The 25,108-nt window shown below is 44.9% G+C and carries 24 protein-coding genes; 11 read left to right on the forward strand and 13 right to left on the reverse strand.

Features of this window, described 5'->3' with window-relative positions; translation table 11 throughout:
- The first annotated feature begins 9 nt into the window (after positions 1 to 9).
- From phnL to L0991_21165, 5 genes are read left to right on the forward strand one after another with little or no spacing between them, the layout of a single operon-like run.
- Positions 10 to 735, forward strand: a complete 726-nt coding sequence (phnL, locus tag L0991_21145) for a phosphonate C-P lyase system protein PhnL (GenBank protein ID XGB64525.1) — start codon at positions 10 to 12, stop codon at positions 733 to 735.
- A gap of 15 nt (positions 736 to 750) precedes the next feature.
- Positions 751 to 1,884, forward strand: coding sequence for an alpha-D-ribose 1-methylphosphonate 5-triphosphate diphosphatase (gene phnM, locus L0991_21150; GenBank protein ID XGB64526.1), 1,134 nt, complete (start codon positions 751 to 753; stop codon positions 1,882 to 1,884).
- Positions 1,885 to 1,887: 3 nt separating this feature from the next.
- Entirely contained in the window at positions 1,888 to 2,535 is a 648-nt protein-coding gene (gene phnN, locus L0991_21155) for a ribose 1,5-bisphosphokinase (protein ID XGB64527.1), read from the forward strand.
- Positions 2,532 to 3,299: a phosphonate metabolism protein PhnP gene (gene phnP, locus L0991_21160; protein ID XGB64528.1), complete on the forward strand. Its 768-nt coding sequence runs from the start codon at positions 2,532 to 2,534 to the stop codon at positions 3,297 to 3,299. Before phnN ends, phnP begins: the two co-directional genes overlap by 4 nt.
- Positions 3,296 to 3,937 carry an acetyltransferase gene (locus L0991_21165; protein XGB64529.1) on the forward strand — a complete coding sequence of 214 codons (642 nt, stop codon included), beginning with the start codon at positions 3,296 to 3,298 and terminating at the stop codon, positions 3,935 to 3,937. The genes phnP and L0991_21165 overlap by 4 nt, the downstream gene beginning before the upstream one ends.
- Before the next feature lie 88 nt (positions 3,938 to 4,025).
- Here L0991_21165 and L0991_21170 read toward each other — a convergent pair whose 3' ends face one another.
- Positions 4,026 to 5,360: an MATE family efflux transporter gene (locus L0991_21170; GenBank protein XGB64530.1), complete on the reverse strand. Its 1,335-nt coding sequence runs from the start codon at positions 5,358 to 5,360 to the stop codon at positions 4,026 to 4,028.
- Positions 5,361 to 5,679: 319 nt separating this feature from the next.
- Between L0991_21170 and L0991_21175 the strand changes: the two genes are divergently transcribed.
- On the forward strand, positions 5,680 to 6,795 hold the full coding sequence (locus tag L0991_21175) for a hypothetical protein (protein XGB64531.1): 1,116 nt from the start codon (positions 5,680 to 5,682) through the stop codon (positions 6,793 to 6,795).
- Positions 6,796 to 6,849: 54 nt separating this feature from the next.
- On the opposite strand, the gene ppsA is transcribed toward L0991_21175, so the two are convergent.
- A complete protein-coding gene (ppsA, locus tag L0991_21180; GenBank protein ID XGB64532.1) occupies positions 6,850 to 9,222 on the reverse strand; it encodes a phosphoenolpyruvate synthase in 2,373 nt (790 codons plus the stop codon).
- A gap of 178 nt (positions 9,223 to 9,400) precedes the next feature.
- Between ppsA and L0991_21185 the strand changes: the two genes are divergently transcribed.
- The gene (locus L0991_21185) at positions 9,401 to 10,234 is read left to right on the forward strand and encodes a kinase/pyrophosphorylase (protein XGB64533.1); all 834 of its coding nucleotides are present in this window, start codon (positions 9,401 to 9,403) and stop codon (positions 10,232 to 10,234) included.
- Positions 10,235 to 10,309: 75 nt separating this feature from the next.
- Here the strand turns inward: L0991_21185 and L0991_21190 are convergent, their stop codons facing one another.
- From L0991_21190 to L0991_21205, 4 genes are all read right to left on the reverse strand, one after another.
- Complete coding sequence (locus L0991_21190) at positions 10,310 to 11,539, reverse strand: ferric reductase-like transmembrane domain-containing protein (GenBank protein ID XGB64534.1); 1,230 nt, start codon at positions 11,537 to 11,539, stop codon at positions 10,310 to 10,312.
- Between the two features lie 154 nt (positions 11,540 to 11,693).
- Positions 11,694 to 12,326, reverse strand: a complete 633-nt coding sequence (grxB, locus tag L0991_21195; protein ID XGB64535.1) for a glutaredoxin 2 — start codon at positions 12,324 to 12,326, stop codon at positions 11,694 to 11,696.
- 313 nt (positions 12,327 to 12,639) lie between these two features.
- Positions 12,640 to 12,798, reverse strand: coding sequence for a hypothetical protein (locus L0991_21200; GenBank protein XGB64536.1), 159 nt, complete (start codon positions 12,796 to 12,798; stop codon positions 12,640 to 12,642).
- Positions 12,799 to 12,962: 164 nt separating this feature from the next.
- Complete coding sequence (locus L0991_21205; protein ID XGB64537.1) at positions 12,963 to 13,943, reverse strand: Gfo/Idh/MocA family oxidoreductase; 981 nt, start codon at positions 13,941 to 13,943, stop codon at positions 12,963 to 12,965.
- Positions 13,944 to 14,145: 202 nt separating this feature from the next.
- Between L0991_21205 and L0991_21210 the strand changes: the two genes are divergently transcribed.
- Both L0991_21210 and L0991_21215 read left to right on the forward strand, forming a co-directional pair.
- Positions 14,146 to 14,628, forward strand: a complete 483-nt coding sequence (locus L0991_21210; GenBank protein XGB64538.1) for a GNAT family N-acetyltransferase — start codon at positions 14,146 to 14,148, stop codon at positions 14,626 to 14,628.
- 2 nt (positions 14,629 to 14,630) lie between these two features.
- Positions 14,631 to 15,410 (forward strand): L,D-transpeptidase family protein, encoded by a 780-nt coding sequence (locus L0991_21215; protein XGB64539.1) that lies wholly within the window; start codon positions 14,631 to 14,633, stop codon positions 15,408 to 15,410.
- A gap of 40 nt (positions 15,411 to 15,450) precedes the next feature.
- Here the strand turns inward: L0991_21215 and L0991_21220 are convergent, their stop codons facing one another.
- From L0991_21220 to L0991_21240, 5 genes are all read right to left on the reverse strand, one after another.
- Positions 15,451 to 16,188, reverse strand: coding sequence for a sulfite exporter TauE/SafE family protein (locus L0991_21220; protein XGB64540.1), 738 nt, complete (start codon positions 16,186 to 16,188; stop codon positions 15,451 to 15,453).
- Between the two features lie 159 nt (positions 16,189 to 16,347).
- On the reverse strand, positions 16,348 to 17,067 hold the full coding sequence (locus L0991_21225; GenBank protein XGB64541.1) for a glycerophosphoryl diester phosphodiesterase: 720 nt from the start codon (positions 17,065 to 17,067) through the stop codon (positions 16,348 to 16,350).
- 211 nt (positions 17,068 to 17,278) lie between these two features.
- Complete coding sequence (locus L0991_21230; GenBank protein ID XGB64542.1) at positions 17,279 to 17,881, reverse strand: 2OG-Fe(II) oxygenase; 603 nt, start codon at positions 17,879 to 17,881, stop codon at positions 17,279 to 17,281.
- A 202-nt stretch (positions 17,882 to 18,083) separates the two neighbouring features.
- Positions 18,084 to 19,133 (reverse strand): ArsO family NAD(P)H-dependent flavin-containing monooxygenase, encoded by a 1,050-nt coding sequence (locus L0991_21235; GenBank protein XGB64543.1) that lies wholly within the window; start codon positions 19,131 to 19,133, stop codon positions 18,084 to 18,086.
- A 105-nt stretch (positions 19,134 to 19,238) separates the two neighbouring features.
- The gene (locus L0991_21240; GenBank protein ID XGB65430.1) at positions 19,239 to 20,135 is read right to left on the reverse strand and encodes a permease; all 897 of its coding nucleotides are present in this window, start codon (positions 20,133 to 20,135) and stop codon (positions 19,239 to 19,241) included.
- A gap of 311 nt (positions 20,136 to 20,446) precedes the next feature.
- Here L0991_21240 and L0991_21245 point away from each other — a divergent pair, with 311 nt between their 5' ends.
- Positions 20,447 to 21,235, forward strand: a complete 789-nt coding sequence (locus L0991_21245) for an MBL fold metallo-hydrolase (GenBank protein XGB64544.1) — start codon at positions 20,447 to 20,449, stop codon at positions 21,233 to 21,235.
- A 108-nt stretch (positions 21,236 to 21,343) separates the two neighbouring features.
- On the opposite strand, the gene L0991_21250 is transcribed toward L0991_21245, so the two are convergent.
- Together L0991_21250 and rimK are read right to left on the reverse strand one after the other, a co-directional pair.
- Positions 21,344 to 21,772, reverse strand: coding sequence for a RimK/LysX family protein (locus L0991_21250; GenBank protein ID XGB64545.1), 429 nt, complete (start codon positions 21,770 to 21,772; stop codon positions 21,344 to 21,346).
- Between the two features lie 32 nt (positions 21,773 to 21,804).
- Positions 21,805 to 22,710 (reverse strand): 30S ribosomal protein S6--L-glutamate ligase, encoded by a 906-nt coding sequence (gene rimK, locus L0991_21255; GenBank protein ID XGB64546.1) that lies wholly within the window; start codon positions 22,708 to 22,710, stop codon positions 21,805 to 21,807.
- 603 nt (positions 22,711 to 23,313) lie between these two features.
- On the opposite strand from rimK, the gene L0991_21260 reads away from it, so the two are divergent.
- Positions 23,314 to 25,098, forward strand: a complete 1,785-nt coding sequence (locus tag L0991_21260) for an SgrR family transcriptional regulator (GenBank protein ID XGB64547.1) — start codon at positions 23,314 to 23,316, stop codon at positions 25,096 to 25,098.
- The last annotated feature ends 10 nt before the right edge of the window (positions 25,099 to 25,108 follow it).

Here is a 25,108-nt window from a genome sequence, read left to right on the forward strand (position 1 = left end):
GACGATGACATGAATACCAAACTAACCGTAAATAACGTCAGCAAAACCTTTGTGCTGCACAATCAAAATGGCGTTGAACTGCCTGTACTAACTGGTGCGAACCTTTCTGTAAACAGCGGCGAGTGTGTGGTTCTGCACGGACATTCAGGCTCAGGTAAATCCACACTGCTGCGCGCGCTGTATGCAAACTACTTAGTGGACTCAGGGTCGATCAATGTTGTGCACCAAGGCAACACAATAGACCTTGCTAAAGCAACACCAAGAGAAATTATTAACGTGCGTAAACACACTATAGGTTGGGTTAGTCAGTTCTTGCGTGTGATTCCACGTATCAGTGCGTTAGAAGTAGTGATGCAACCTATGTTGGAAATGGGTGGCTGCGCGCAAGAAGCCGAAGAGCGAGCAAAGCTACTGCTGACTCGCCTAAACGTACCAGAACATTTGTGGCACCTAGCGCCAGCAACTTTTTCTGGTGGTGAACAACAGCGAGTGAACATCGCACGCGGTTTTATTGTTGATTACCCAATCCTACTGCTTGATGAACCCACCGCTTCGCTTGATGCAACCAACAGTGCGGTAGTCGTGAGCTTGATTGAAGAAGCCAAAGCGGGCGGCGCTGCAATCATCGGTATCTTCCATGATGAAGCAACACGAGATTTAGTCGCTGACCGTCTGTATGACGTGAAGCTACAACAAGACATTTCACCAAAACAACTCACTACAGCGTGTGCGTAAAGGGAGCTGACGCAAATGATTATTACCAACGTAAATCTGGTGCTTGAAAATGAAGTGATACGTGGCTCGGTTGAACTGCGAGATGGCGTGATCGCCAATATGTCTGACTCTACAAGCCAACTTCCAGGTGCTTTTGATGGTGAGAATGGCTTCTTGATGCCGGGCTTGATTGAGCTGCATACCGATAATCTCGAGAAGTACTTCACGCCTAGACCAAAGGTGAATTGGCCGCCGCTTTCGGCAATGAGTGCACACGACACTCAGCTGATTGGCTCAGGCATCACCACTGTACTTGATGCGGTTGCTTTGGGTGATTATCGAGATGGACATCGCCAAGAGAACCTCGACCAGTTCATTAATACCGTTGCAGAAAGCCAGAAACGCGGTCTAACTCGTGCTGAGCACCGTATTCACTTGCGCTGTGAAGTACCGCATTCAACTACCGTTGGTTTGTTCGAGCGTTACGTGAATATGCCTGAAGTACAGTTGGTGTCCTTGATGGATCATGCGCCAGGGCAGCGTCAATTTGTAAACCTAGATAAGTACCGTACTTACTATCAAGGTAAATACAACATGACGGATGCTGAGATGGCAGTGTATGAAAAAGACCAAGTGGCTCAGTCACAGCGTTGGTCTAAACAGAACCGTGATGAGATCACCCGTCAGTGCCGTGAGTTGAACATACCAACCGCAAGTCATGATGACGCAACCAGTGCTCATGTAACGGAATCTAAAGAATTGGGCATGGTGATTGCTGAATTCCCTACCACGGTTGAAGCGGCTAAACGTTCTCATGAATTAGGTTTGAAGGTGATGATGGGGGCGCCAAACGTGATTCGTGGCGGTTCGCACTCAGGCAATGTCGCTGCGCATGAATTGGCGTCTTTGGGCGTGTTGGACATTTTGTCTTCTGATTACTATCCAGTGAGCTTGTTAGATGCGGTGTTTACGCTGGTTAACGATGAACGTAACAACCTTGATGTGGCGCAAGCGGTGCGACTGGCGACGCTGAACCCAGCACAAGCACTTGGTTTATATGACCGTGGTGTGATTGCAGAAGGTAAACGTGCGGATTTGGTGCTCGCGCATCGTGTTGATGGTCATCAACTGGTTTCTCGTGTGTGGCGCGAAGGCAAGAAGGTATTCTAATCCATGTCTAAAGGTTACTCATTTGATGTGAATGGGGTGGTGAACGCTGCCCCTAAAGCCGACAAACCGGGTCAGCTTTATTACGTAATTGGTCCTTCTGGTGCTGGCAAAGATTCGATTATCTCAGCGCTGCGTGAGCAGTTCGTTAAAGATTTAGTGGTTGCCCATCGCTACATCACTCGTGCAGCTGATGCTGGTGGCGAAAATCATGTAGAGCTCAGTGATGACGAATTCTTTATTCGCTACTCGCGCAATATGTTTGCGATGAGTTGGCAGGCTCACGGTATGAGCTATGGCATTGGGCAAGAAGTTCACCAATGGATGGACGCAGGGTTGAGTGTTGTGGTCAATGGGTCGCGTGCGTATTTAGATGCAGCCAGAGACTTGTTTGGCGAGCGGTTAGTACCCGTTGTCGTGAGCGTTAAGCCTGAGGTGTTAGAAACACGGTTACGAGCTCGTGGCCGTGAAAGCGATGCTGAGATAGCCCTCCGACTGCAGCGTGCTGCGGACTATTGTTTAGACTCACTATCCACTCTTAATAACACATTGTGTATTGATAACAGTGGCACGCTTGAACAGAGCATTACGCAGTTTGCACGATTAAAAGAGCAAGCTGAAAGGCTCGCAGAACCAGCAGGTGGTGTCGCATGAAGTTGACCATGTTAGGCACCGCCAACAGCGCGATGGTGCCAGTTTACGGTTGTAATTGTTCAGTGTGTATTTCTGCTCTTGAGGACTCGAGCTTAAGGCGAGAAAAGTCATCAGCGTTTCTTGAGCATAATGGCAAGCTTCTGCTGTTGGATGCCAATGCACCTGATTTGATGCGCCGTTTCCCAGCTGGTTCAATTGACAAGATCCTACTGACTCATTATCACATGGATCATGTGCAGGGTTTGTTTGATCTCCGATGGGGATCTGGCGATAAGATCTCGGTAATTTCTCCTGATGATCTGCTTGGTTGTGATGATCTCTATAAACACCCAGGTATCCTAGATTTTTCAATGCGCGCTCAAGCGTTTAAGTCGTTTGATTGGCAGGGAATAACCGTAACGCCATTGCCACTCAATCACTCTAAACTTTGCCTTGGTTATTGCTTTGAATTTGACGGGAAGCGCCTAGCTTATCTAACCGACACGGTGGGGCTACCAAAGCAAACCGAGCGTTGGTTGAAAGAGTTTCCTGTCGATTGGTTGATCACCGATTGTAACTCCCCGCCAATTGAAGACCCTCAAGTTCGATCGAACTTAAATCATAATGACTTTCACCACATATTAGGTATTGATGAAGCCTGTCGTCCGAATAATCTTGGTTTGATCCATGTCAGTCACCATATGCTCGGCTGGGCTGCACAACATCCTCACGCCTTTTCACAATGTTTACGTATTCTCAACGATGGCGAGGAGATAACCCTATGAGCCAACCGCTTTCCCCTACCTTAAACAGTGAACCTAGTGTTGCTGAGAGCAGTAAGTTACACAGCGTTGAACTTGGGCGTTGGACTGAAATCGCTGACCGTTGCGTGTTAAATAACGTGTTGGTTGGAGATTACAGTTATATCCAAAACGACTGTAATCTGATGTTTACCGAGATTGGTAAGTTCACATCAATTGCAGCGTCGGTTCGCCTGAATCCGAGCAATCATCCATGGTGGCGTCCAACGCTGCATCATTTCACTTATCGTCCGGGCAAGTATCAGCTAGGTGAAGATCCTTCATCGCTGGACGATGAGGTGTTTTCATGGCGTGAAGAAGACAAAGTGCATGTTGGACACGATGTGTGGATCGGCCACGGAGTGATTGTGCTGCCGGGTATCACGGTTGGCAATGGCTCGATCGTTGGTGCTGGTAGTGTGGTGACGAAAGACGTGCCGCCATATTCGATTGTGGTTGGTAACCCAGCCAAGGTGCTTCGCCCTCGCTTTGATGATCCTAGTTATGCCGAGAGATTAGAAAGCCTTGAGTGGTGGCATTGGGATGATGAAAAGCTCGCTGAAGCCTTGCCACTATTTCAGAAAGATTGTGGTGAGTTCTTGAGTCACTTTGAGCAAGCTTAAACTCGATATTCCTTAAATCTGAAGACGAAAAAGCAGCCTAAGTGGCTGCTTTTTTGCATTAAATATAAGCTAAAAGCTTGCTCGCGGGTTAGCTGGCAAGTTTAGCTTCAACTTGCCCTAAAGCACGTTGGTACATGAACCATGCGCAGGTTCCAGCAAACACATTACCGACCATGGCACCCCAGAACAGGCCTTCAATTCCAGCCAGGTGAGAGCCAATCCATAAACAAGGCAAGAAGAAAGCGAACAGACGCAATGCTGAAATGGTTAATGCGGTGTAAGACTTACCTAAGGCGTTCGAAACTGACACCATCAGCATGCAGATTCCCAGAGGGCCGAGGCTCAGTGGCACAATCATGAGGTGATAGTTTAGGATTGTGGTCACTTCACTGTCGCTCGTCATTAATCCTGCTAATCCACTTGAGAATACCCACGTAACAAGCGCAATAACGACTTGAAAACCAAGTACAAAGGTTGCTGCAATCTTAATTAAGCTGCGAATATCTGTCAGGTTTTTTTCTCCCAACATCCGACCAACCATTGGCGGCATCGACATGGTCAATGCAAGCACCGCAACAATCGAGAAAAACTCAAAACGAGAACCCAGCGCCCAAGCCGCAACGGCAGCCGTACCGTAGCCTGCCAGTAGCTTAGTTGCCAACATAGAAGACACTGGTGGTAGCAATTGACTTACCATCGCAGGCCCCATGATGTTGCCAATCGAGCGAACACTCCTGCCGATGTCAAGATCGTGCCAGTCGAACGTCATCCAATGTTTCTTGGTTACTTTGGGCGCCACGATAAAGATGCCTGCTCCGAACGCCAAAATCGTCGCAATCGCTGCACCGTTGATGCCCATGTCGAGCGTAAAGATGAAGATTGGGTCCAGTATAAGGTTGATGATGCTGGTTGCGATCATCATTGAGCCGGGCAGCATAGTATTACCGTTGGCACGACACACACTGTAGTAAAAGTAGAGTAGTGCACCTGTCCAAGAGCTGACTAACCAATAGATCCAGTAAGAATCAATGATCGGCAATACGCTTGCTGGTGCGTCGAGCAGTTCTAAAATAGGGCCGCGAAGTAGATAAATGATGACTGAAAAAAGTGCGACACTCACACTTCCCATTGCGATCACAAGCCCACCTAGCTGCTTAGCGTAGCGCATTTCGTTAGCACCAATTGCACGCGCAATGACTGCTGTGGTCGCGATGCCTAATCCAACTTGAATTCCTATGATGATCATCTGAATAGGTAGTGTGAAACCTTGAACAGCGAGCGGTAGTACGCCTAGCTGGCCAATGAAGGCACTGTCTACAAGTTGGAAGCTCATGAGAGAAAGCACCCCAAACAGCATTGGCCAGGTCATGGTATAGAGTTGTCGGCCAAGCGAAGGTGAAGGAGTTGCGGTAGTAGAATTCATATTACTCTTTTTGGTCTTGAAGATAGACTCACAGCGGTAACGTCGAGCTGTGAAGAATTGTGTAAAGGATAACGTAAGGCCAGCACGATACCAATCATTGTTACCGGATCTCGTTATATTCCTTAACCCTGCAGTTGATAGAATTGGCGCATTTTGTTCTGTGACTTTATGGAACTACCTCTCAAACCTTATTTATTTTATAGGGTTATCCTTGATGGCTAATGTAATTATCAAATCCATAAACTAATATCGTTATAGGAAAACGGATAGTGTATCCGACAGTACAGAATGAACTGCATATTGGAGAGGGAACTAAGATATGCCGACCACAGAAGAAATTCAGATTAGCCAAGAGCAAGTTAGGAAGAATAAGGCTAAGGTGCTCGCCAAGATAAACCAGCAAGGCATTATGTCTCAGGGCTTTCGATTGGTTAACGTTAAAGACTACCAACAGAAGCTACAAGCACTGAAGCAGAAAGTGGAAAACTTCGATTACCTGAATGAAGCGAATAAAAAGCAAGATCAGGTGATTCTCGACATCATGACGCAGAAAGAGAAGATCCATGACTATCTGGATGAAACATCAAGCCAGAAGCTAGCAAATGGTAACCTTGATTTTGGTTCTCGAAATCAAGTTGCCAACGCAACGCTCAAGAAGAAACAACTCTTCATGATGTTTATGGAAACCGTTGAAGCGCAAGAGGCCCTTAGAGAGTTCTCAGTGAAAGTAGCTTCAGTATGTAATGGCACCCTCAAGCAACCTCCCGGAGCTTACTTAGGTGTAAAAGACTTCCACGGTGCGTTAGACAAGATCACTAACCGTAAACGTCATTACGACATCGGTGATCTTAAAGATGCGGCACGAATGACGATCGTTTTTGAAAATATGGACGATATGATCGTTGCCAAGGCAATGATCATTCTTACCAAAGAATTTGTGGAACTGAAGCACCACCAATCTGCAATGAAAGATCGCTACGGCACAAGCCAAGGTGACAACGCTAAGTTTAACTGCGGTGCAACCGATGCCGGCTACAAGGACATTAAGTTCTTTTTAAAGATGGCGAATGGACATATTGGTGAACTACAGCTTAATACTCGGAACATGATGGTAGCGAAGAAAAATGGTCATATCATTTACGATATTCTTCGTGATGGCGGTAATCTAGATAAGGCATTTACTATTACTAATAGCGAAGTGCTCGCCAAAATAAACCGTAATATGAGTGAAAAATGGTTTAATTTCATGAAGACGCGAGTACCGAAAGCGAGAGATGATTTGATCGCCGTGCAGGAACTTGTCGATCGCTTGAGAGCGAATCTTGGAAGAGGGCAAAACTCACTCCAAGTGAGCATGGAAGAGATAACTATATTGTCTCGTGTCAGCCTGTATATCTACGAGCAGGGTGACAATGCCAGAGCCTTATTAGAATAGTTAAAAAAAGCCAGTCGTAATGACTGGCTTTATTCGTATTTCGATTAGTGACGATTACTTGCTAGCAACGTTGCCTAGCTTCAACCACGTATCGATAACCGTATCTGGGTTTAGGGATACAGAGCTGATGCCTTGTTCCATTAACCATTCTGCTAGATCATCATGGTCAGATGGGCCTTGACCACAAATACCTACGTACTTACCGGCTTTAGTTGCTGCATCGATTGCCATTTTCAGCATCGCTTTCACAGCTGGGTTACGCTCATCGAATAGGTGAGCAACATCACCAGAGTCACGGTCTAGACCAAGCGTTAGCTGAGTCATATCGTTTGAGCCGATAGAGAATCCATCGAAGTACTTCAAGAACTCTTCAGCCAAAATCGCATTCGACGGTAGCTCACACATCATGATGACTTTCAGACCTTGGTCGCCACGGCGAAGGTCGAATTTAGCCAGAATGTCGATAACCGAAGCTGCTTCACTTGGCGTACGAACGAACGGGATCATGATTTCAACGTTCTTAAGACCCATTTCGTTGCGAACACGTTTGATCGCTTGAGTCTCTAGCTCGAAACAGTCTTCGAATACTGGCGAGATGTAACGAGATGCACCACGGAAGCCCAGCATTGGGTTCTCTTCATGTGGTTCGAACTCTTTACCGCCAACTAGGTTGCTGTATTCGTTCGACTTGAAGTCAGACATACGTACGATCACACGCTTAGGCCAGAATGCAGAAGCGATGGTCGCGATGCCCTCTGTTAGTTTGCCTACGTAGAAATCGATAGGATCTTTGTAACCACGAATACGCTGTGTAATTTCAGCTTTAAGCTCATCAGACTGAGCGTCAAAGTTAAGCAGTGCTTTAGGGTGAATACCAATCATCTTATTGATGATGAACTCGAGACGAGCTAGACCAACACCTTCGTTTGGAATCTGCGCGAAATCGAAAGCACGATCCGGGTTACCCACGTTCATCATCACTTTAGTTGGTAGCAATGGTAGCTCATCAACCTCAGAACGTTTGATTTCGAACTCTAGTTCACCTTGGTAGACATAACCGGTTTCACCTTCAGAACACGACACTGTCACGGTCGCGCCGTCTTCAAGGTTGCTTGTTGCACTGCCACAACCAACGATTGCTGGAATACCTAGCTCACGAGCGATGATTGCAGCGTGACAAGTACGGCCGCCACGGTTGGTAACAATCGCAGAGGCTTTTTTCATAACAGGTTCCCAATCTGGGTCTGTCATGTCTGTTACCAGCACATCGCCTTCTTGAACCAGTGACATTTGGTCTAGAGAGTCAACTAAACGAACTGGACCAGAGCCGATGCGTTGACCGATAGCACGGCCTTCAACGAGTACATCTGCCTTGTTATTTAGCTCGTAACGCTCGATAACGTTTTGGTCGCTTTGAGAACATACCGTCTCTGGGCGAGCTTGAACGATGTAAAGCTTGCCATCGATGCCATCTTTCGCCCACTCAATGTCCATCGGACGTTGGTAGTGCTTCTCAATGATCATCGCTTGTTTTGCTAGCTCTTTGATCTCTTCGTCGTTCAGTGAGAACTGGTTACGCTCTTGCTCATCTGTATCAATGATGTCGACTTGCTTACCGATCTCTTGGTTGGTTGAGTAGATCATCTTGATCAATTTAGAACCAAATGTCTTTTTCACGATAGGCTGGTGGCCTGCTTCTAACATTGGCTTGTGCACGTAGAACTCATCTGGGTTCACAGCACCTTGAACCACCATTTCACCTAGGCCCCAAGAAGAGGTGATGAATACGACTTGGTCAAAGCCTGACTCTGTATCAAGAGTGAACATTACACCTGAAGACGCTTTATCTGAACGAACCATGCGTTGGATACCCGCAGACAATGAAATGCCGCGGTGGTCAAAGCCTTGGTGTACACGGTAAGAGATTGCGCGGTCGTTAAACAGTGACGCATAAACGTGCTTAGTCGCCTCAAGTACCGCATCGATACCTTTCACGTTAAGGAAGGTTTCTTGCTGGCCTGCGAAAGAAGCATCTGGAAGGTCTTCTGCAGTTGCAGATGAACGTACAGCTACAGACAATTCTTCGTTGTCTTCGATTAGCTCACGGTAGTTATCACGGATGTCTTGCTCTAGTGATTCTGGGAAAGGGGCATCTAGAACCCATTGTCGAATCGTTGCACCTGTCTTACGCAGAGCTTCAACGTCTTCAACATCAAGTTCGTCAAGTAATTGGTGAATGCGCTCATCAAGACCTTTGTAGTCAAGAAAGTCGTTAAACGCATGAGAGGTGGTAGCAAAACCATTTGGTACAGAAACACCAGCATTGGATAGGTTAGAAACCATCTCGCCCAGTGAGGCGTTCTTACCGCCGACTTTGTCGACATCTTCCATGGATAGGCCATTGAACCATAGGGTATTATTTTGCATTTATTTCTCCAGAAACATAGCAAGCATTGTAGGGATTTAAAGGCAAACGATTACGTGTCAGTTTAAAAAAATGTAAATTATTTTTAAAAGCTGTGGGGGACGTAATAGTCAGCAGGGTTTTGTTATATATATTATGGTTACCATCCTACTCAAAATAATTTTAAACATTAAATAAAAAATGCAAATTGATATTCAAAGTCGTGATGTATTCTATGTTTCTGATGGAACGGCCATAACATGTGAGACTTTAGGGCATGTTGTTCTAGGTCAATTTCCCTTCAAAGCTAATGAGAAAACTTTTCCGTTTGTTGAAAGTGAGGACAAACTTTCTGATTTATTGAAAGAGATCGACACTTCGTATCGTGAGAGTGGTCAGCAACCTTTAGTGTTCTTTTCGATTGTGATTCCTGAAATCAAAGCGAAGTTGCTTGAAGCGCCAGCTCATTGCTATGACGTGTTGGAAAGTATTGTTCAGAAGGTACAAGATGACATCCATATGGCACCGACACCTAAGCTGCAACGCTCACGCAGTGTAAACAAGGACTCGGTGAAGTATTTCGACCGTATTGCCGCAATAGAGTACACGCTTGCGCACGATGATGGCATTACGCTTAAAGGTTTAGAGGAAGCCGACATCATCTTACTGGGGGTGTCTCGAAGTGGTAAAACCCCAACCAGTTTGTACATGGCGATGCAGTTTGGTCTACGCGTAGCAAACTATCCATTTATCCATGATGATTTAGCGCGATTAAAGCTGTTGCCTGAGTTTGAGATATACCGACATAAGTTGTTTGGTTTAACCATTGATGCAGAAAGGCTGACTGAAATCCGCGAGAACCGTTTAGCGGGCAGTGAGTACGCGAGTGACTCACAGTGTTTGTATGAGCTGCAAACCGTAGAGGCGATGTTCCGTAGAGAGGCAGTGCCGTACATCAATACCTCATCGTTATCAGTAGAAGAAATTTCTACACGCATCCTAGAACGAACAGGCTTGAGACGCAGGTTACTTTGATTCTAAACGCTGAGAAGTGCTCGTTGTTGGTTTTATAGCTTATTACCAACAACGAGCCTTGTTGCTTGGCGAGTATTACCTCATAACAAAGTTTTCATTGTGCCAATGACTAGGCTTTAATCCTTTACTGACCAATTGTTCTTTCAATGAGTTGAGCATTGGAGTCGGCCCACACCCGAACACTTGGTACATAGATAGTGGCAAAGATAGCTTCTCGCTAATACCATCAGCAGATAGGCGATCCTGTTCATTGTCTTGTACGTGCAATTGAATGTTCTTACTACCAATTAGTTCAGTTACCTTTTGAACCATAAGGCGATAAAACTTTCCGCGGCCAACAAAAAATAAGTGAACCTCTTGCTCAGGGCTGGCCGTTGCCTTTATCCAAGAAATAAAAGGTGTGATGCCTATTCCTCCAGCCAACCATACTTGTGGCTGACTTGGCTTCTTTTTGCGTATGAGTTGCCCATAACCACCATCAACCGTGACCTTCTGGCCTATGACCAGTTGTGTTTGTAGGGCTTGAGTATGCTTGCCTAAATTTCGAATAATAAAGCTCAGCTGCTGCTCACACGGGTGAGACGTAATCGTAAAAGGGTGGAAGTGAGATACTTTATCTAAGTTGAAATCCAGATAAGCAAACTGTCCTACTTGGTAATCAATGCTTTTGGACTCAGCTTCAAGGGTAACCTCTACAGCGTTGTCTATCGCTTTAATATCGCTGACTGCGTAGGAGCAGAAACTTCGTTTCTTAAAGATGGCTTTGTAAACCCAACTTACAATCCCGATAGTGGAAACGAACAGCAGAGTGATACCCGTTACGCTGGTCAGGCTAAATGGCACATCTGAAAAGAATGTATGATAAACCGAGATGATGAAAATTGGCCCCATTAGCATATGTGTGTAATACCAAATTCGGTAAGGGATCTGGCGGATCATGCTAATACCGCCTAATAAGATCAGGCCATACATAGCCCATTGCCCAACTTCCTCTCCAAAATCAGCAAAGGTTGGATCAATACCATTACCAGCAGGGCCAGGAACCAATAACCAGTGGAAGCTAGCACCAAGCACACCTGAAATACCTAACCATTTGTGCCAAACATAAGCCTTATCTATCCCACCAATTAGACGATCTAGCCATTTAGTACGGCAGCTAATGAGCATTGCCGCAGCCATACTGAGCATGGAGATGGCGGCAAAAAATGCTGGGACTTTTCGAGCCAACCCGAGATTGACAGGCAATATAAACCAGACAGACAGTGATACAAATAAGGTTAGCAGTGTGGTTTTAAAAGTATTCATACAGGACTCTAGCAATACAGGAATATCTATATCGTACGAGTGTCAGTATGAATGAAGTGTGAATGGTATTGTTGGAATTGATTAAGATAGGAAATAGAACGGTATAGAAGCTAAAAGCTGAACACAGCCTTTAGCTTCTTTAAGGAAAAGCGCGCTAGCGAAGCAGAGACAGCTTTAGCGTTTCGCTTTGCTTCTCTAACCAACGCTCTAGCGCTGGTGGCCATGTAATGCTTGGCTCAACGCAGAAGCCACGTAGCATAGAGAAGTAAACGGCTTGGTCGATAAGAGGCAGCGAAGACTCACCGTTTTCTAAGTTCAGTAGTAGCTCTGCATCTTTCAGAAGCGGGTTAATCTGTTCAACAAACTGTGGTGTTTGCTCAATCAGCTTGTCGAAGTTGAGTTCTTCGGTTTCTTTGGCTGCGCGCCATGCTTCTTTGCTTGCTGGTGATTGATACTCGGCAAGGTCCAATTTCCACCAACGTGGTAGACCAATGCGCTGGCTTAGCGGGAATGCGCGAGTTTGGAACAGGGTTACTTGCTCTGATGGCTCACGCTGCTCGTCGCTTGATTTTAGGTCCATGAAGTACGCAATGATATCTAGGCTTTCCGCCATGATAGAACCATCGTCTTTTTGTAATACAGGTACCATCTTTTTACCGATTAAATCGATAAGGGTTTGGGCATCATCATAATCCACAGAAACAAGTTCGATGTTTAAGCCTAGAGATTGAGCAATGTAGGCGACTCGTGCACAGAAAGGGCAGTGGTCGTAAATATAAAGCTTCATAGCTTCCCTCAGTTCATGGTCATTGTAAGCATAAGATGATGCTAATGTACCAGAAACTTCTGTAAACACTAAACATCAATAAAGAGTGCGTATTCACAGGCAATAAGTGCTTGGTGTCGTTACGCTTTGATTCATTCTATTGTCTGCCGGATTTGACTTTGCTGCAATGACTAAACCTGTGGAGAGCTTGGCGGGGAGTAGCAGATACAAAAAAGGCCCTGGCTGTTCACTCTAATGCAGAAGAGTAAAGCAGCCAAGGCCTCAATTTTGTTACCTTTAGCAGAGTGACTACTAAAAGAGCAGAGCGGTTAGACTATGCTTTTTTAAGATCTTGCATTGGGTAAGTAAGCGGCATTGCGCCTTCTACTGTTGTAACGTGAACGTAGTAACCACCAGCACTTAGACCAGTTACTACCATTTCACCAAGTTCAACACCTTTTGTTGCTACAACGCGATCATCAACTGAAAACACTTTACACACCTTCAATAAATTAAATAAATACGATAGATATCGAACGCGGATTTAATCAGATAGCCCTCTGATCAACTAATCCGGTTATTTGTCGTAAGGATTAAATTTAGTTATGTATAAACTGATATGTGATTAAAATCAGTGTGTTAGCTTAATGAGCTGTATTATTTATCTGCAGGATAAACGACACCAACCTGTTGACGCATCTTAGTAATTAGCTTGGCAACGGTTAATGCGCGCTGTTTTGCATCGGTTTGTGTGGTGTGATCGCCACCAATGCAATCAGCAAAGGCTTGCGCTTCGTAACTCATTGAGTTTTCGCTTTGCACTTGAGTGAGATTTTCAATGCTGCCATCACGGTAGCGGATCTTAACGTCGGTGCATTCTGCGATGTGATCAATGATGATCGCACCTTGCTCCCCTTGGATCTCACTCGATGCGTAAGAGTCACTGACCTTAGAGTGTGCAAGGGTCACGTCAAACTCGGGGTATTGGAAGATGGCACAGCCATGCGCATCAACGCCAGACTCCAGTAACTTTGCAGAGGCCTGCGCGTTTTCAGGTTCACCAAATAGCGCTACCGTTGCTGCAACGCAATAAAAGCCGATGTCGACCAATGAGCCATTTGAGAAAGCCGGGTTGAAAGTGTTTGGGTTTTCACCATTTAAGTACTTCTGATAACGCGATGAATATTGGCAGTAGTTGATGTGCGCTTTATGTACCTTGCCGATTTTCTCTAGCCCAAGTTGGACTTGTTTAAAGTTAGGCAGGAATTGAGATTTGTACGCTTCAAACAGTACCACACCGTTTTTCTCTGCAACTTCAAACATGCGTGTTGCTTCAACGATATTCGATGCAACAGGCTTCTCACAGATGACGTGCTTACCATGTTCCATCATCAGAATCGACTGCTCACAGTGCAGCGAATTAGGGGAGGCGATGTACACCGCTTCAACCGTACTGTCGTTGGCTAACGCGTCGAGTGAGTCATATGTGGTTTCAACAGCGAATTCTTGTGCGAACTGTGCCGCGCTGTCTAGGTTACGTGAATAAACTGCAGTCAACTGCATTGATTGCGATTCATGTGCAGCTTGAACGAATTTTTGTGTAATCCAATTGGTTCCAATTACAGCGAACTTAATCATAGTGGTATCCGATACTTAGGGTCTGCGAAGATAGTAGCACTCAAAGGTAGGTGTTGTGTTCGAGATTTGCGGAACAATTTCCTTAAACTTAGTGCCTAATATTAAAGGTAATCTTCTGTCGAAGGGCTGAGTAGCCCAGTGGGACGGTGCACATCTAAGGCATTTTTGCTAAGGTGTTATTGAATTCAAACTAGGTGATGATATGCAAATTCGGACTGCGAAGGTAACTGACATTAACGCGATTTTAGCGCTCTCTGATCAGATCAATCGTCAACATCATCTTGGTGCGCCTATGGTTTTTGCGTCGCCATCACAGAGCAATGCAGACAGTGAGGAGTACTGGCTGGGCTTAATGATTGACCCGGCTGGGGCCTTCTTTGTTGCTGTTGAACAGGATGAAGTGATTGGCTTTCTTGCGGGGAAGGTGACGCAGAATAAAGGGGTGAGCTTTATCCAGTCACACAAGGTAGCAAGAGTGAACACTATTGTGGTGAATGACCAAATTCAGAGTAAAGGCGTGGGTCGAGCACTGATGAAGTCATTCAATCAGTGGGCGCAAGCTCAGGGAGCGATAGAGTTAAGATTAGAGGTGATGGAGTTTAATCAACAAGCTCAGAGCTTTTATGAGTCGCTAGGAATGGAGACTCAGTCTCGAATCATGTCGATGCGTTTTGAGGAGATATAAGGGTGCGTCCGTTTTTACCGTTATCACTGTGCTTATTGTTGATGAGCCCGCTCGCACACGCCGAGAAGGTCGTTGTTGAGAAAATAGTGTCTGACGCTACCGCTATTGAAACCATTGTCTTTGAGTCAGCACCAGCTCATTCACAACGCATCTCTACTTCCTCTCCTGACTCTGCTAGCACTTCAAAATCAAAGCATGTGATTGATGTGGATGAGGCACTGGGTGATGGCCAACCCACTCAAATTGCTCAGCTGGCACAAGGCTCATCGCAACGCTCACCTAAAGCTTCTGCCCAAGCTTCATTATTAGAACCCTACATGGCGCCAGACTCTTTTTCTGAAATCGATCCTCTGTTGCAAGTCGTGACCTTAGTGAAAGTCGATAAATCGAAACGCAGAATGTACTTACTTAAAGGGGATGAGGTGGTACAAGAGTTTCGTATCGCTTTGGGCAAGGAACCGAAAGGGCATAAACGCTTTGAAGGGGATAACCGAACGCCAGAAGGGGAGTATACGCTCGACTATATCATGGAGCGCTCTGAGTTTTACCGTTCGGTGCACATCAACTATCCGCGCTCTTCTGATAGACAGTGGGCTGAAGAGAATGATGTTGACCCAGGTGGTAACATCAAAATTCATGGTATTAAAAACGGTGAGCGTCGTTCGCCAGGTTTTATCCAAAGTTTCGATTGGACAGATGGCTGTATCGCATTGACTAACCAAGATATGGATGAGTTTATTCAACTGGTTAAAATGGGCACCCCGATTCACATCGAATGGTAGGCTTTGGTACCCATTTTCCTTTCAGAAATTCGACAGCTCGTTACAACAGAACTCGACCTGCACTGAAAAACGCAATTACGATAAGCAGTCCGATAGTGACAGGCTTAAATTTCTCGCCACCAAACCTTTCGAACAGTTTTGAACCCACATAGCCACCAAACATACTGCTCGGTAACAGTGCCAGTGTAAGCCATACCACATCACGGTCGACGAGCCCAGCAATGGATGCAGAAACAAAGGCACTCGAATCAGCCAATACAAAGAACGCAATCAATCCAGCTCTGGCGATATGCGGAGCCACAGGGCTCGCCAATGCGTGGGTGCCAATAGGTGGGCCAGACATAGAGGCCGCACCATTCATTATTCCAGCAAGACTTCCTAGGATATAGGGAGCAAATCTCGGTTCACTTTTATATTGAAAGCCTCGGTAGATCATAAGTGCAGACGCGAAGATAAAGGCGCTGATGATCAAGATAATGGTGTCTTGGCTAACTGATTTGAGTAAAAGCAGGCCAACAGGTGTGAACACAAGGCAAGGGATAAATACCTTGGCTACCCAGCGCCAATTGACATGTTTTTTGACCTTAGGCAGTAATTGAACGTTACCAAGTAGGTCGATAAGCATGAACACAGGGACAAGCTCTATAACCGGTACGAACAACGCACTTAAAGGCAATGCGACTAAGGTGAACCCGAAGCCTGAGAAGCCACGAACGATCGCGGCAAAAATGAAGATTGCACCCAAAATTGGGAAAGTTGGACTAAAGATGAGATCCATAAATTAAGTAACCAATAAAGCTGCCTAAATAGTGCGAGCTAATGAAACCAAGTGAGCAGCGGAATGTACTCCTACTCACTTGTGTTTGCTACTTAATTTTGAGGTTTATCGAGGTAAATTTTAACGCTTTAAACGTTTACTATTTTGGTATTTACCCGGTCAATTCTTTGCGCTAAATTTATCTGGGAAATCAGTGAATATTGCATCGACGGTGGATAGAAATTTGAACTTAGACGGATCATTGACGGTGTAGCACCATGTTTGAACCTTTGCTTCAGCAAGCGTATCAAGATCATCCTGATTAACGTTTTCGTAATTCATATGACAACTGAACGCTTTCACCTGATCAATAAGCAGAAGATCGTCTTGAGAGAGCTGTTCTGTGATTACACCAACTCGGTATCTTGGTAAGTGATGAGCTATTTCTGCGACAACCTCATGGCTGAAACTTGAAAGCAGCACTCTGTCGGTGTCTATGTTTGAGCGGATCAGCTCGCTGTGTAGAAGATCAACGACATGAGGCGCTTGGTGTCGGCTATCGACTTTTATCTCTAGGTTAACGCTGAGGTTATGTTCTTCAACAAGTTCAAGTAACTCGCTAAGTGTGAGTATTCTTTCTCCTTCGAACTGTTCTGACTTCCAACTACCAAAATCGAGCTGACGTAGTTCTGCCAAGGTGTGTTCATCAACACGGCCCTTACCATCGCTACAGCGTTCGAGAGTGTGGTCGTGACAAACCACAAGCTCATCATCCTGAGTCTGTTGAATGTCAACTTCAATCCATTTCAAGCCAAGCTTAGCGGCTTGTTCAATACTTGCTTTAGTGTTTTCTGGGTGAGTACCCGCTACACCACGGTGACCTACGATGATAGACGACATAATTAATCCTTCTTGAATGCGCATCGTAAATATTTATTAAATATCAGTTTTCCCGAATACGCCAGAGTAATTGTTGGGCAAGAGTCTCTACACAGGATTCGGCTCATAAAAGTAATATTTTCCTCTTGGTACTTTCTTAGCAGTACTAAAAGGAAAAGCCTCTCGAGTGGAGAGGCTTTGGATGAGATTAGGCTTTGACTCGACCTTTGCCTTAGTGAGCGATATCGAGTTTGTTGTCTTTCACGCCGTTGATACGGAACCAACCTGCGATACTGAATCGCTCTGTGTTGGTTGGCAGAACTTCGTGTGGGAACTGCTCAGATAAGAACACAAACAGACGACCTGACTTTGGCGGAATGGTGGCGATGTGATTGTCTTGTAAGTCGTAAACCACAAGCTCACCAGCGTCATCTTCACTCCACTCGTCATTCATGTAGAACACAGTAGTCAGACGGCGGTTTTCGTTGCCTTTAAAGCAGTCTAAGTGCTTTTGATAAAAGTCGCCTTTTTCGTATTTAGCAAAGTGCGCTTCATACTCGAACAAGCCCAAAAAGAACGCTTGGTTTGCCGCTAAACGAATCTGCTCCATTTTGTCTAGGAACTGAGATGCAGGCTCACCCATGTCACGGTGTACCCATTGAATCTTATCACTACGAATACTTGATTCTCGTGTTACTTCATCGTTACGGCCAATCCTAGCCTTTTTCCAGTTCTCTGGAATGCAATCCCTCAATGCCACCACTTCTTCATGAGTTAAGAAGTCATCCCAAACAAAGTAACCTTGGGTAGAAAGAGCATCGATTAGTTGGTTCATGTATAGCACTCAGACAATAAATTAGAGGCGCATATATAGTCCTAATAACTTAGGTCAACAAATCACGTATTTTGTCGTGACGATAAAAGTGCAGCAGATGCTTAAACCAGAGGGTGATAAATCTAGTTGGAAGCCTCAGAGCAAACCATGTAGCGCCAGCGCTGAGGCCTTGATTGTGGAAAATTACGAGATTGAAGGCGAGTTAATTTACTGTCGATGCGAGCGCTTCACTGATTTGTTTAGCGGCTTCTCGAGCGTGTTTTTGCACACCGACAATGGTCGCGGAAGCGTAGCCCGACCATTCACCATAGCCCATAAACCACAGCCCTTGATGTTGGTTAGAGCGAGTACCGTCAGTTATCTTGCTAAGATCGGCGTCTAAATCTAACCCTTGTAAGTGATCAAGTTTGGTTTTAAAGCCGGTGCACCAAATGATCGCGTCGATCTGGATGGTTTTGTTTTTAGTGATGATGCTGTCTTCGGTAAAGCGAACAATGTCTTCTTCTTTGACTAACACGCCTCGTTCTCGGGCCTCTTTCACGCTTTGTGTCATTACAATCTTGGAAAAGTCGTCGGTATTCTCAAGAGTCTCGCCTTTCAAAGACGCATAGTAGCGTTTGGTGGAGAGGTCGAAGAGGTATCGGCCATCTAAATCGTCATCAAGATATTGCAGTGGGCGATTGGTAAACCAGTGCGTGTTGGCGACTTCTGATACTTCCGCAAGGATCTGAGAGCCTGAGTTACCGCTTCCTACTACTGCGACATTCTTTTTCTCAAATGGCTTGTTATCTTGATATTCACTGGAGTGAATTTGCTTACCTTTGAACTGTTCAATGCCTTCAAAGTAGGGAATAGAAGCGCCAGAAAAGTTACCCGTTGCTGAAACCAAAGCATGTGATTGATAAACGCCAGTATCGGTAGTGATGTAAAACAGTCCCTCTTTCTTTTCTACATTTTTCACCTGAACAGGACGTTCGATTCTAAAGTCATAATGCTCTTCATAACGGCTTAGATAACTGATGATCTCGTTGCGGCTTGGGTATTCGAGCTCCGTCTTCGGCATCATTAAACCAGATAGTGAGCTGTACTCTTTTGGTGAGAATAACATCAAGCTATCCCACCCCTTTGTCCAAGCGCCACCGGGTGTTGGATTCGCATCAAGAATGAGTGGATTGAGCCCATTTCTTTTAAGGTAGTAGGCTGTAGATAGACCTGCTTGGCCTGCACCGATAATAATGATTTGCTCAACCATGTTGCACCTTTGATTCTTTAATTTGTAGCGTGATTCGTTTATCTATTTGTTTCTTTGGTCTTTGATATTAGCGAAAGCACACTCAATCGAGTGTGCTTTTTAGGTTTAGAAGATGAATTGGTACAAGAAACCAGCACCAATTGCCATGCTCAAGATTACAAACAAGAACGCTGCAATCATTTTGTTTTTGAAGATAGATTTAAGCAAAATCACTTCTGTTAAACTTGCACCAGCACTACCAATGATTAACGCCATTACTGCACCTAACCCCATACCTTTGGCTGCTAACGCTGCGCTCAAAGGGATTACTGCTTCAGCTCGAATGTACAGTGGAATACCAATCACAGCTGCTACTGGAATCGCAAATGGGTTGTTCTCACTTGCTACACTTGCCACAAATTCTGTTGGCATGAAGCCGTAAATCATTGAACCAAGAGCAATACCACCGATTAGGTAAGGAACCACTTTTTTGAAGTCAGCCCATGTGCTGTTCCAAATTCTTACCCATTTGTTGATAGGTTTTGCTTTTGCACCGCATGAAGATGCACAACTTTTCGCTTCAGGAGCAATGTAAGCTTCTGGTTTTACATATTTTTCAAAGCCCAGTTTCTCTAGGGTATAACCTGCGACTACCGACACACCCATTGCGATAACAAAGTAGAACACGGTCACTTTAAGACCAAATGTTACAGCGAACAGGCCGATGATAATTGGGTTTAACAGTGGGCTAGCAAATAGGAATACCATCATGGTTCCGAAACCCGCTTTTGCACGCAGTAGACCTTTTAAAAATGGGATGGTTGAGCATGAGCAGAATGGGGTAATGGCACCCAACAAGCCTGCAACGACGTAACCCTTACCATTTTTACCACTCAAAATACTCTGTATTTTTGCTGGTGGAATATACTCCTGCAGTATACCCACGATGTAGCTGATCAATAAGAATAGTAGGGTGAGTTCAACCGCTAAAAAGCCGAACATGCCTAGGGTATCCATAACCATATCTTGTGTAATAGTCATAATTTGTTTCTCTATATTTCTGGAATATTCGAAATATACGCCTGCAGAATTTGACCGTCAATAATTATTTCGATATAAATCGAAATATATTTTAGGGTGAATTTATTCATGCTGATGATTTGTTGTTTAGTGTCTGAATTTTCTGAGGTTTTTTGGGTTATCTAAGAAAAGGCTCTTTCATAAACCATGCTTTCAAAGTGGTTATAGATGTTTGTGTTAACAAAATAGTCACAATTGGCTGTGAGTTTGCTATGGTATAGGTCTGACCAGTTGGTTTATCACAAGGAGTGGGTTTGCAACTGCATACCATTAAAGGTTACATCCAAGACATGTACTTGGTGGAGTATCCGGACAAATTACTGTTGCTCGATGGCGCATGTCGAGCCGATATTCCGCATTTGAAGGCTTTTATTGAAACTGAGCTAATGCGAGATTTTTCTGATCTGCATACTGTGGTCGTTACGCACATGCACCCCGATCACGCAGGGGCTGCGCACAAGCTCAGAAAGCTAACGAACTGTCATTTGGTCGCTGCAAACCGAGACAAAGATTGGTATCACGGTATCGACGGCATCTTGATGCATCTGACCGATCTGGCATTGGCACGATGGATGGCGAATCGTTTAGGCAAACCCAAGGCAAACCTGTGGTATTCGAGGAAGTTAAAGCCGGATTACAAGCTATCGGATGGTGATAGCATTCCAGGCTTTGATGATTGGTTAGTGTTGGAAACACCGGGACACACCGACAGAGATCTCTCTGTTTATTCTCCATCACACAGCGTTGCCTATGTGGCTGACTTGATGGTAGAGGTCAAAAAGAAGCTCATTCCGCCTTTCCCCATCTTCCACCCAAATAAGTATCGTGATTCTGTGTCACGCATTTATGACATGCAGATAGACACGCTGTTGGTGGCGCATGGAGGGCAAGTGGATCTTAATCAGGAGGCGTTTGACCATTTGTTGATGACCGCACCAAGAAGGCCTGTGACGCATTGGCGGGTAACAAAAATTAAAACCAAGAAACTGCTGCTCTCAATTTGGCGTTTTGGTTTTCAATCTCATGGTAAATCTAAGAAGTAGGCGAGGTTTACCTAGGAAATAAAAGCAATAAGGCCAGTCATGGGACTGGCCTTATATCGTTGTGACGAGTTTTAGTTATAACCTGTGGAGCGGTTACGATGACTTAGATTAGTGAGTCAGCAGGAATTCGCCCGCTGGATCAACAATCACTTTGTCACTCATGCCTTGGCGACCAAGCAACATCATGTAAGTCATGTCTTGACGGTTGCTTAGCGTGATATCGATAGGCCATTGTTGACCGCCGATTCTTAGCATGGTTTCAATCACGCAACGGTGTTCAACTTCGCCGTTAGATGATTTAATTTTCTTACTTGTTTTCAGCTTCGCCTTGCAGCGCACTGTCTCTTCTAGGTGATAAACGTCTGGGTGAAGGTCGAACTCTACGAATTTCTCACCGTTTGATTTAACACATAGTAGATTGTCTACGTGTAGAGAAGAGGTTTTTGCCCCTGTATCCACACGTGTATGTAGTCCAGTTATCCCTAACTCTGGTAAGCAAAGTGCTTCGGTATTCCCTATGATCATTTTATTGTTCATTTTCTTTCCAATCATGAGTTATCGGTATTCAATCAGCCCTTGCCACGAGTACGGTTAGCGTTTGGTTTTGCATTCTTCTCGATGAATTCGAAAATCATGTCTGCTACATCTTTACCCGTTGCTTTCTCAATGCCTTCTAGGCCTGGAGAAGAGTTTACTTCCATTACTACTGGGCCATTCTTAGATTGTAGAATATCTACACCACATAGGTTTAATCCCATGATTTTCGCTGCATTGATTGCTGTCGCGCGCTCTTCTTTGGTTAGTTTAACCAGTTGAGCAGTGCCGCCACGGTGCAGGTTAGAGCGGAATTCACCCTCACCAGCTTGACGCTTCATTGCAGCAATTACTTTGTTGCCAACAACAAAACAACGGATGTCTGCGCCATTTGCTTCTTCAATGAACTCTTGAACCAAGATGTTCGCTTTTAGGCCCATGAATGCTTCGATAACGCTTTCTGCTGCTTTGTTTGTTTCTGCTAGTACCACACCGATACCTTGAGTGCCTTCAAGAAGCTTGATAACTAGTGGCGCGCCACCTACGTTTTTGATCAAGTCTTGAATCTTGTCTGGGCGGCTAGCGAAACCTGTTTTTGGTAAGCCAATACCTTTACGAGACAACAGTTGTAGTGAGCGCAGTTTGTCACGAGAACGACTGATAGCGACTGACTCATTGATACAAAAAGTGCCCATCATTTCGAATTGGCGAACAACCGCAGTTCCGTAAAAGGTAATGGAAGCGCCAATACGTGGGATAACCGCGTCGTATTGAGGTAGCTCTTCACCCATGTAGCGAATCTTCGGATTGTTACTCGCGATATCTATATCACAGTGCAACGTGTCGATAACATCGACCTGATGACCACGTGCTTCTCCAGCCTGCTTTAGACGAGCGGTAGAGTATAGATTTTCGTTACGAGAAAGAATTGCGATACGCATGGCGTTTCCTTAGTTAATACCTGATTGGTAACTGCAAAATTATTTAGTTGTTAGCTGAGCTTTCAGTTTTTTCTGAGGCTCCTTGCTTGCTTCGGGGCGAACCTTAAGGCTTTTTGTTTAACTAAGAAAACGAATTAAATTTGTCGAGTCGACAACGGAAATTTATCGATTGTGTGAGCTATTGGTACAGCAGGCTTGAGAGGGGATTTTGGAAGGAAAAGCGAGTTGAGACCTAACTCATATTGGGGGTAGGAGCATATTAGGCTGTGCTCAACTCGCGTTTACTCGGTGCTAAAAAGTGTACTAATAACGCCAGTTACATAGATCTAAAAGTGTTCGTAGTGCTTCTCTTTCGAGCTTACTGCAGGTGCTTTTTAGCTTGTTAAGATAGTATTTTCTCATGGTCATTACTCTCTCTAGTTAGGCTTTATTGACAACCTATGGCTTGTTGCTGACCCGTTCATTATGGTTAATTAAGAGGAACTAAAAAACAGATGGTATTTTTATTGGTTGTTCCTGTTTTGGTCATATCGCACTACTTTTTTATGATTGTGTTTTATAATGGGCTTAATTAGGAAGAGCTACGTTTAAAAGGTTCATTATTTGTCTGATCTAAACATGATGCGTTACTACACGCGGCTAGAATCGTTCGAGCCAAACATTTCTCACTCCGTAACCTTAACGGAAGTGGCAGATAAGTTGTTTACAAGCTTGCGCCATGCTCGAACCCTGTTAGGCAAAATGCATCAAGCTGAATGGGTCGTGTGGGAACCAAAAGTTGGCAGGAATCAACGCTCTAACTTAACACTGCGTTTTAGCAATCCAGAATTGGCTCAGCATGTCGCGAGTAAGTTGATAGAGCAGGGCAAGTACGAAAAAGCACTCTCGATATTAGATAATGACCGCGCTGTGTTTGGCTCTTTACTACAAGAAACCTCCGGCGCAACCATGCGTGAAGGGCTTTTGCATGTTCAATTAACCTATAAACGCAAGTTTGAGGATCTGTTTCCACATCATATACATCGCAGTAGTGAACGATTTTTGATCAGACAAGTGTTTAGCTGCTTAGTGACATGTAACGGCAAAGGCGAACTGAAGCCTGAATTAGCTCACCATTGGGAATATGACACCGAGCAATTGGTTTGGACTTTCTATCTGCGCCCCGGTTTGACGTTTCATGATGGGCAGCCTGTTGATGCCAAACAGCTAGTTGCTTTGTTTACTGCTTTACAAACTCTGCCTTTTTATCAAGCTGAGTTGGCTCATGTCTCTTCCATTTACAGTGAGCAGCCATTAAGGATCAGTTTTAAATTAACCCAAGCGGATACTGGCTTTGCGGGTTTACTTGCTGGCGTTAAATATTCGATTCAGCCGGCAGCACAGGTAACCCGTGAGCCTTCACCGTTAAATTCAACCTCTCACGCTGTGATGGGTACAGGTCCTTTTAGAGTGGTTGAAACTAACACTGAGCGCATCAAGCTCTCGGCATTCGAACACTTTTACGGTTGTCGCTCTTTAACCGATGAGGTGACTATTTGGCAGTTTGAGGAATCGATGACTGGTAGCGCTCGATTCGATGACAGCCAAATGCAGGTGTCACCGTATGAAGATTCGGCCTGTTTTCATCAATTAGGAAAGAGCGACACTGAGTTAGTGTCTGCTGAAACAGATGGGCTTCGCAGTCGAATCGAAGACGGTTGTTTGTTTATTCTATTTAACCAAAACTCAGCGGCTAACTCGTTAAGTGATGAACAACGTAAGTACCTATCATCACTTGCAAACCCACAGGCTATTTTGACGCAGCTGGAGCAAAACCAAGGCTTATTCAGTGTCTCTTTGGCTCAGAACATATTGCCGAGTTGGCACAAGCTGTATCGAACGCCCTCTAGAGAGACTGAGTTGCCTAAGAAATTGAGCATTGCGGTTTATAACTACTATGCCCTCTATCGATGCGCTATTTCGGTGTCAGATATTCTTAAAAGACATGGTGTGGAAGTTGAGGTGAATACCTACAGTTTTCGAGAATTAGCTCAGCTTTCTCAGCGGGGTGATTTAAAAGAGGACTTGGTACTGTGTAACCTGAATCTCGACGACAATGCGCCATCTTCATTGTTCTCGTGGTTGATGAATGACCCTGTATTGCATTCCGCGCTAGGAGAGATGAACAGTGATTGGCTCAAGCAGCGCTTAGATCAGCACAAAGCAACGGTTGAATTGCCGGATTACTTGGCTGAGTTGGAACCTATTGCATCGACACTGATTTCTGATTACTGGTTAGTCCCGATGTTCCATCACTTACAAACCGTGCGTTTCCAAGGGATTCTGAAAAACGTAGCCATCACCAACTGGGGATGGCCAGATTTCAAGAATGTATGGTCGGCTGACTAACTTGAGTGGG

The sequence above is a fragment of the Vibrio chagasii genome, from assembly GCA_041879415.1.
In the GTDB taxonomy this organism is placed as follows: Bacteria; Pseudomonadota; Gammaproteobacteria; order Enterobacterales; family Vibrionaceae; genus Vibrio.

Bases quoted from the DNA above. Each gene is read 5' to 3' on its own strand.
- L0991_21190 (XGB64534.1), bottom strand. From the start codon at position 11,539: ATGAATACTTTTAAAACCACACTGCTAACCTTATTTGTATCACTGTCT.
- L0991_21220 (XGB64540.1), bottom strand. From the start codon at position 16,188: ATGGATCTCATCTTTAGTCCAACTTTCCCAATTTTGGGTGCAATCTTC.
- phnM (XGB64526.1), top strand. From the start codon at position 751: ATGATTATTACCAACGTAAATCTGGTGCTTGAAAATGAAGTGATACGT.
- L0991_21210 (XGB64538.1), top strand. From the start codon at position 14,146: ATGCAAATTCGGACTGCGAAGGTAACTGACATTAACGCGATTTTAGCG.
- L0991_21170 (XGB64530.1), bottom strand. From the start codon at position 5,360: ATGAATTCTACTACCGCAACTCCTTCACCTTCGCTTGGCCGACAACTC.
- L0991_21205 (XGB64537.1), bottom strand. From the start codon at position 13,943: ATGATTAAGTTCGCTGTAATTGGAACCAATTGGATTACACAAAAATTC.
- L0991_21185 (XGB64533.1), top strand. From the start codon at position 9,401: ATGCAAATTGATATTCAAAGTCGTGATGTATTCTATGTTTCTGATGGA.
- grxB (XGB64535.1), bottom strand. From the start codon at position 12,326: ATGAAGCTTTATATTTACGACCACTGCCCTTTCTGTGCACGAGTCGCC.
- L0991_21230 (XGB64542.1), bottom strand. From the start codon at position 17,881: ATGAACCAACTAATCGATGCTCTTTCTACCCAAGGTTACTTTGTTTGG.
- rimK (XGB64546.1), bottom strand. From the start codon at position 22,710: ATGCGTATCGCAATTCTTTCTCGTAACGAAAATCTATACTCTACCGCT.
- phnL (XGB64525.1), top strand. From the start codon at position 10: ATGAATACCAAACTAACCGTAAATAACGTCAGCAAAACCTTTGTGCTG.
- L0991_21175 (XGB64531.1), top strand. From the start codon at position 5,680: ATGCCGACCACAGAAGAAATTCAGATTAGCCAAGAGCAAGTTAGGAAG.
- L0991_21235 (XGB64543.1), bottom strand. From the start codon at position 19,133: ATGGTTGAGCAAATCATTATTATCGGTGCAGGCCAAGCAGGTCTATCT.
- L0991_21165 (XGB64529.1), top strand. From the start codon at position 3,296: ATGAGCCAACCGCTTTCCCCTACCTTAAACAGTGAACCTAGTGTTGCT.
- phnN (XGB64527.1), top strand. From the start codon at position 1,888: ATGTCTAAAGGTTACTCATTTGATGTGAATGGGGTGGTGAACGCTGCC.
- L0991_21240 (XGB65430.1), bottom strand. From the start codon at position 20,135: ATGGTTATGGATACCCTAGGCATGTTCGGCTTTTTAGCGGTTGAACTC.
- ppsA (XGB64532.1), bottom strand. From the start codon at position 9,222: ATGCAAAATAATACCCTATGGTTCAATGGCCTATCCATGGAAGATGTC.
- L0991_21225 (XGB64541.1), bottom strand. From the start codon at position 17,067: ATGTCGTCTATCATCGTAGGTCACCGTGGTGTAGCGGGTACTCACCCA.
- phnP (XGB64528.1), top strand. From the start codon at position 2,532: ATGAAGTTGACCATGTTAGGCACCGCCAACAGCGCGATGGTGCCAGTT.
- L0991_21250 (XGB64545.1), bottom strand. From the start codon at position 21,772: ATGAACAATAAAATGATCATAGGGAATACCGAAGCACTTTGCTTACCA.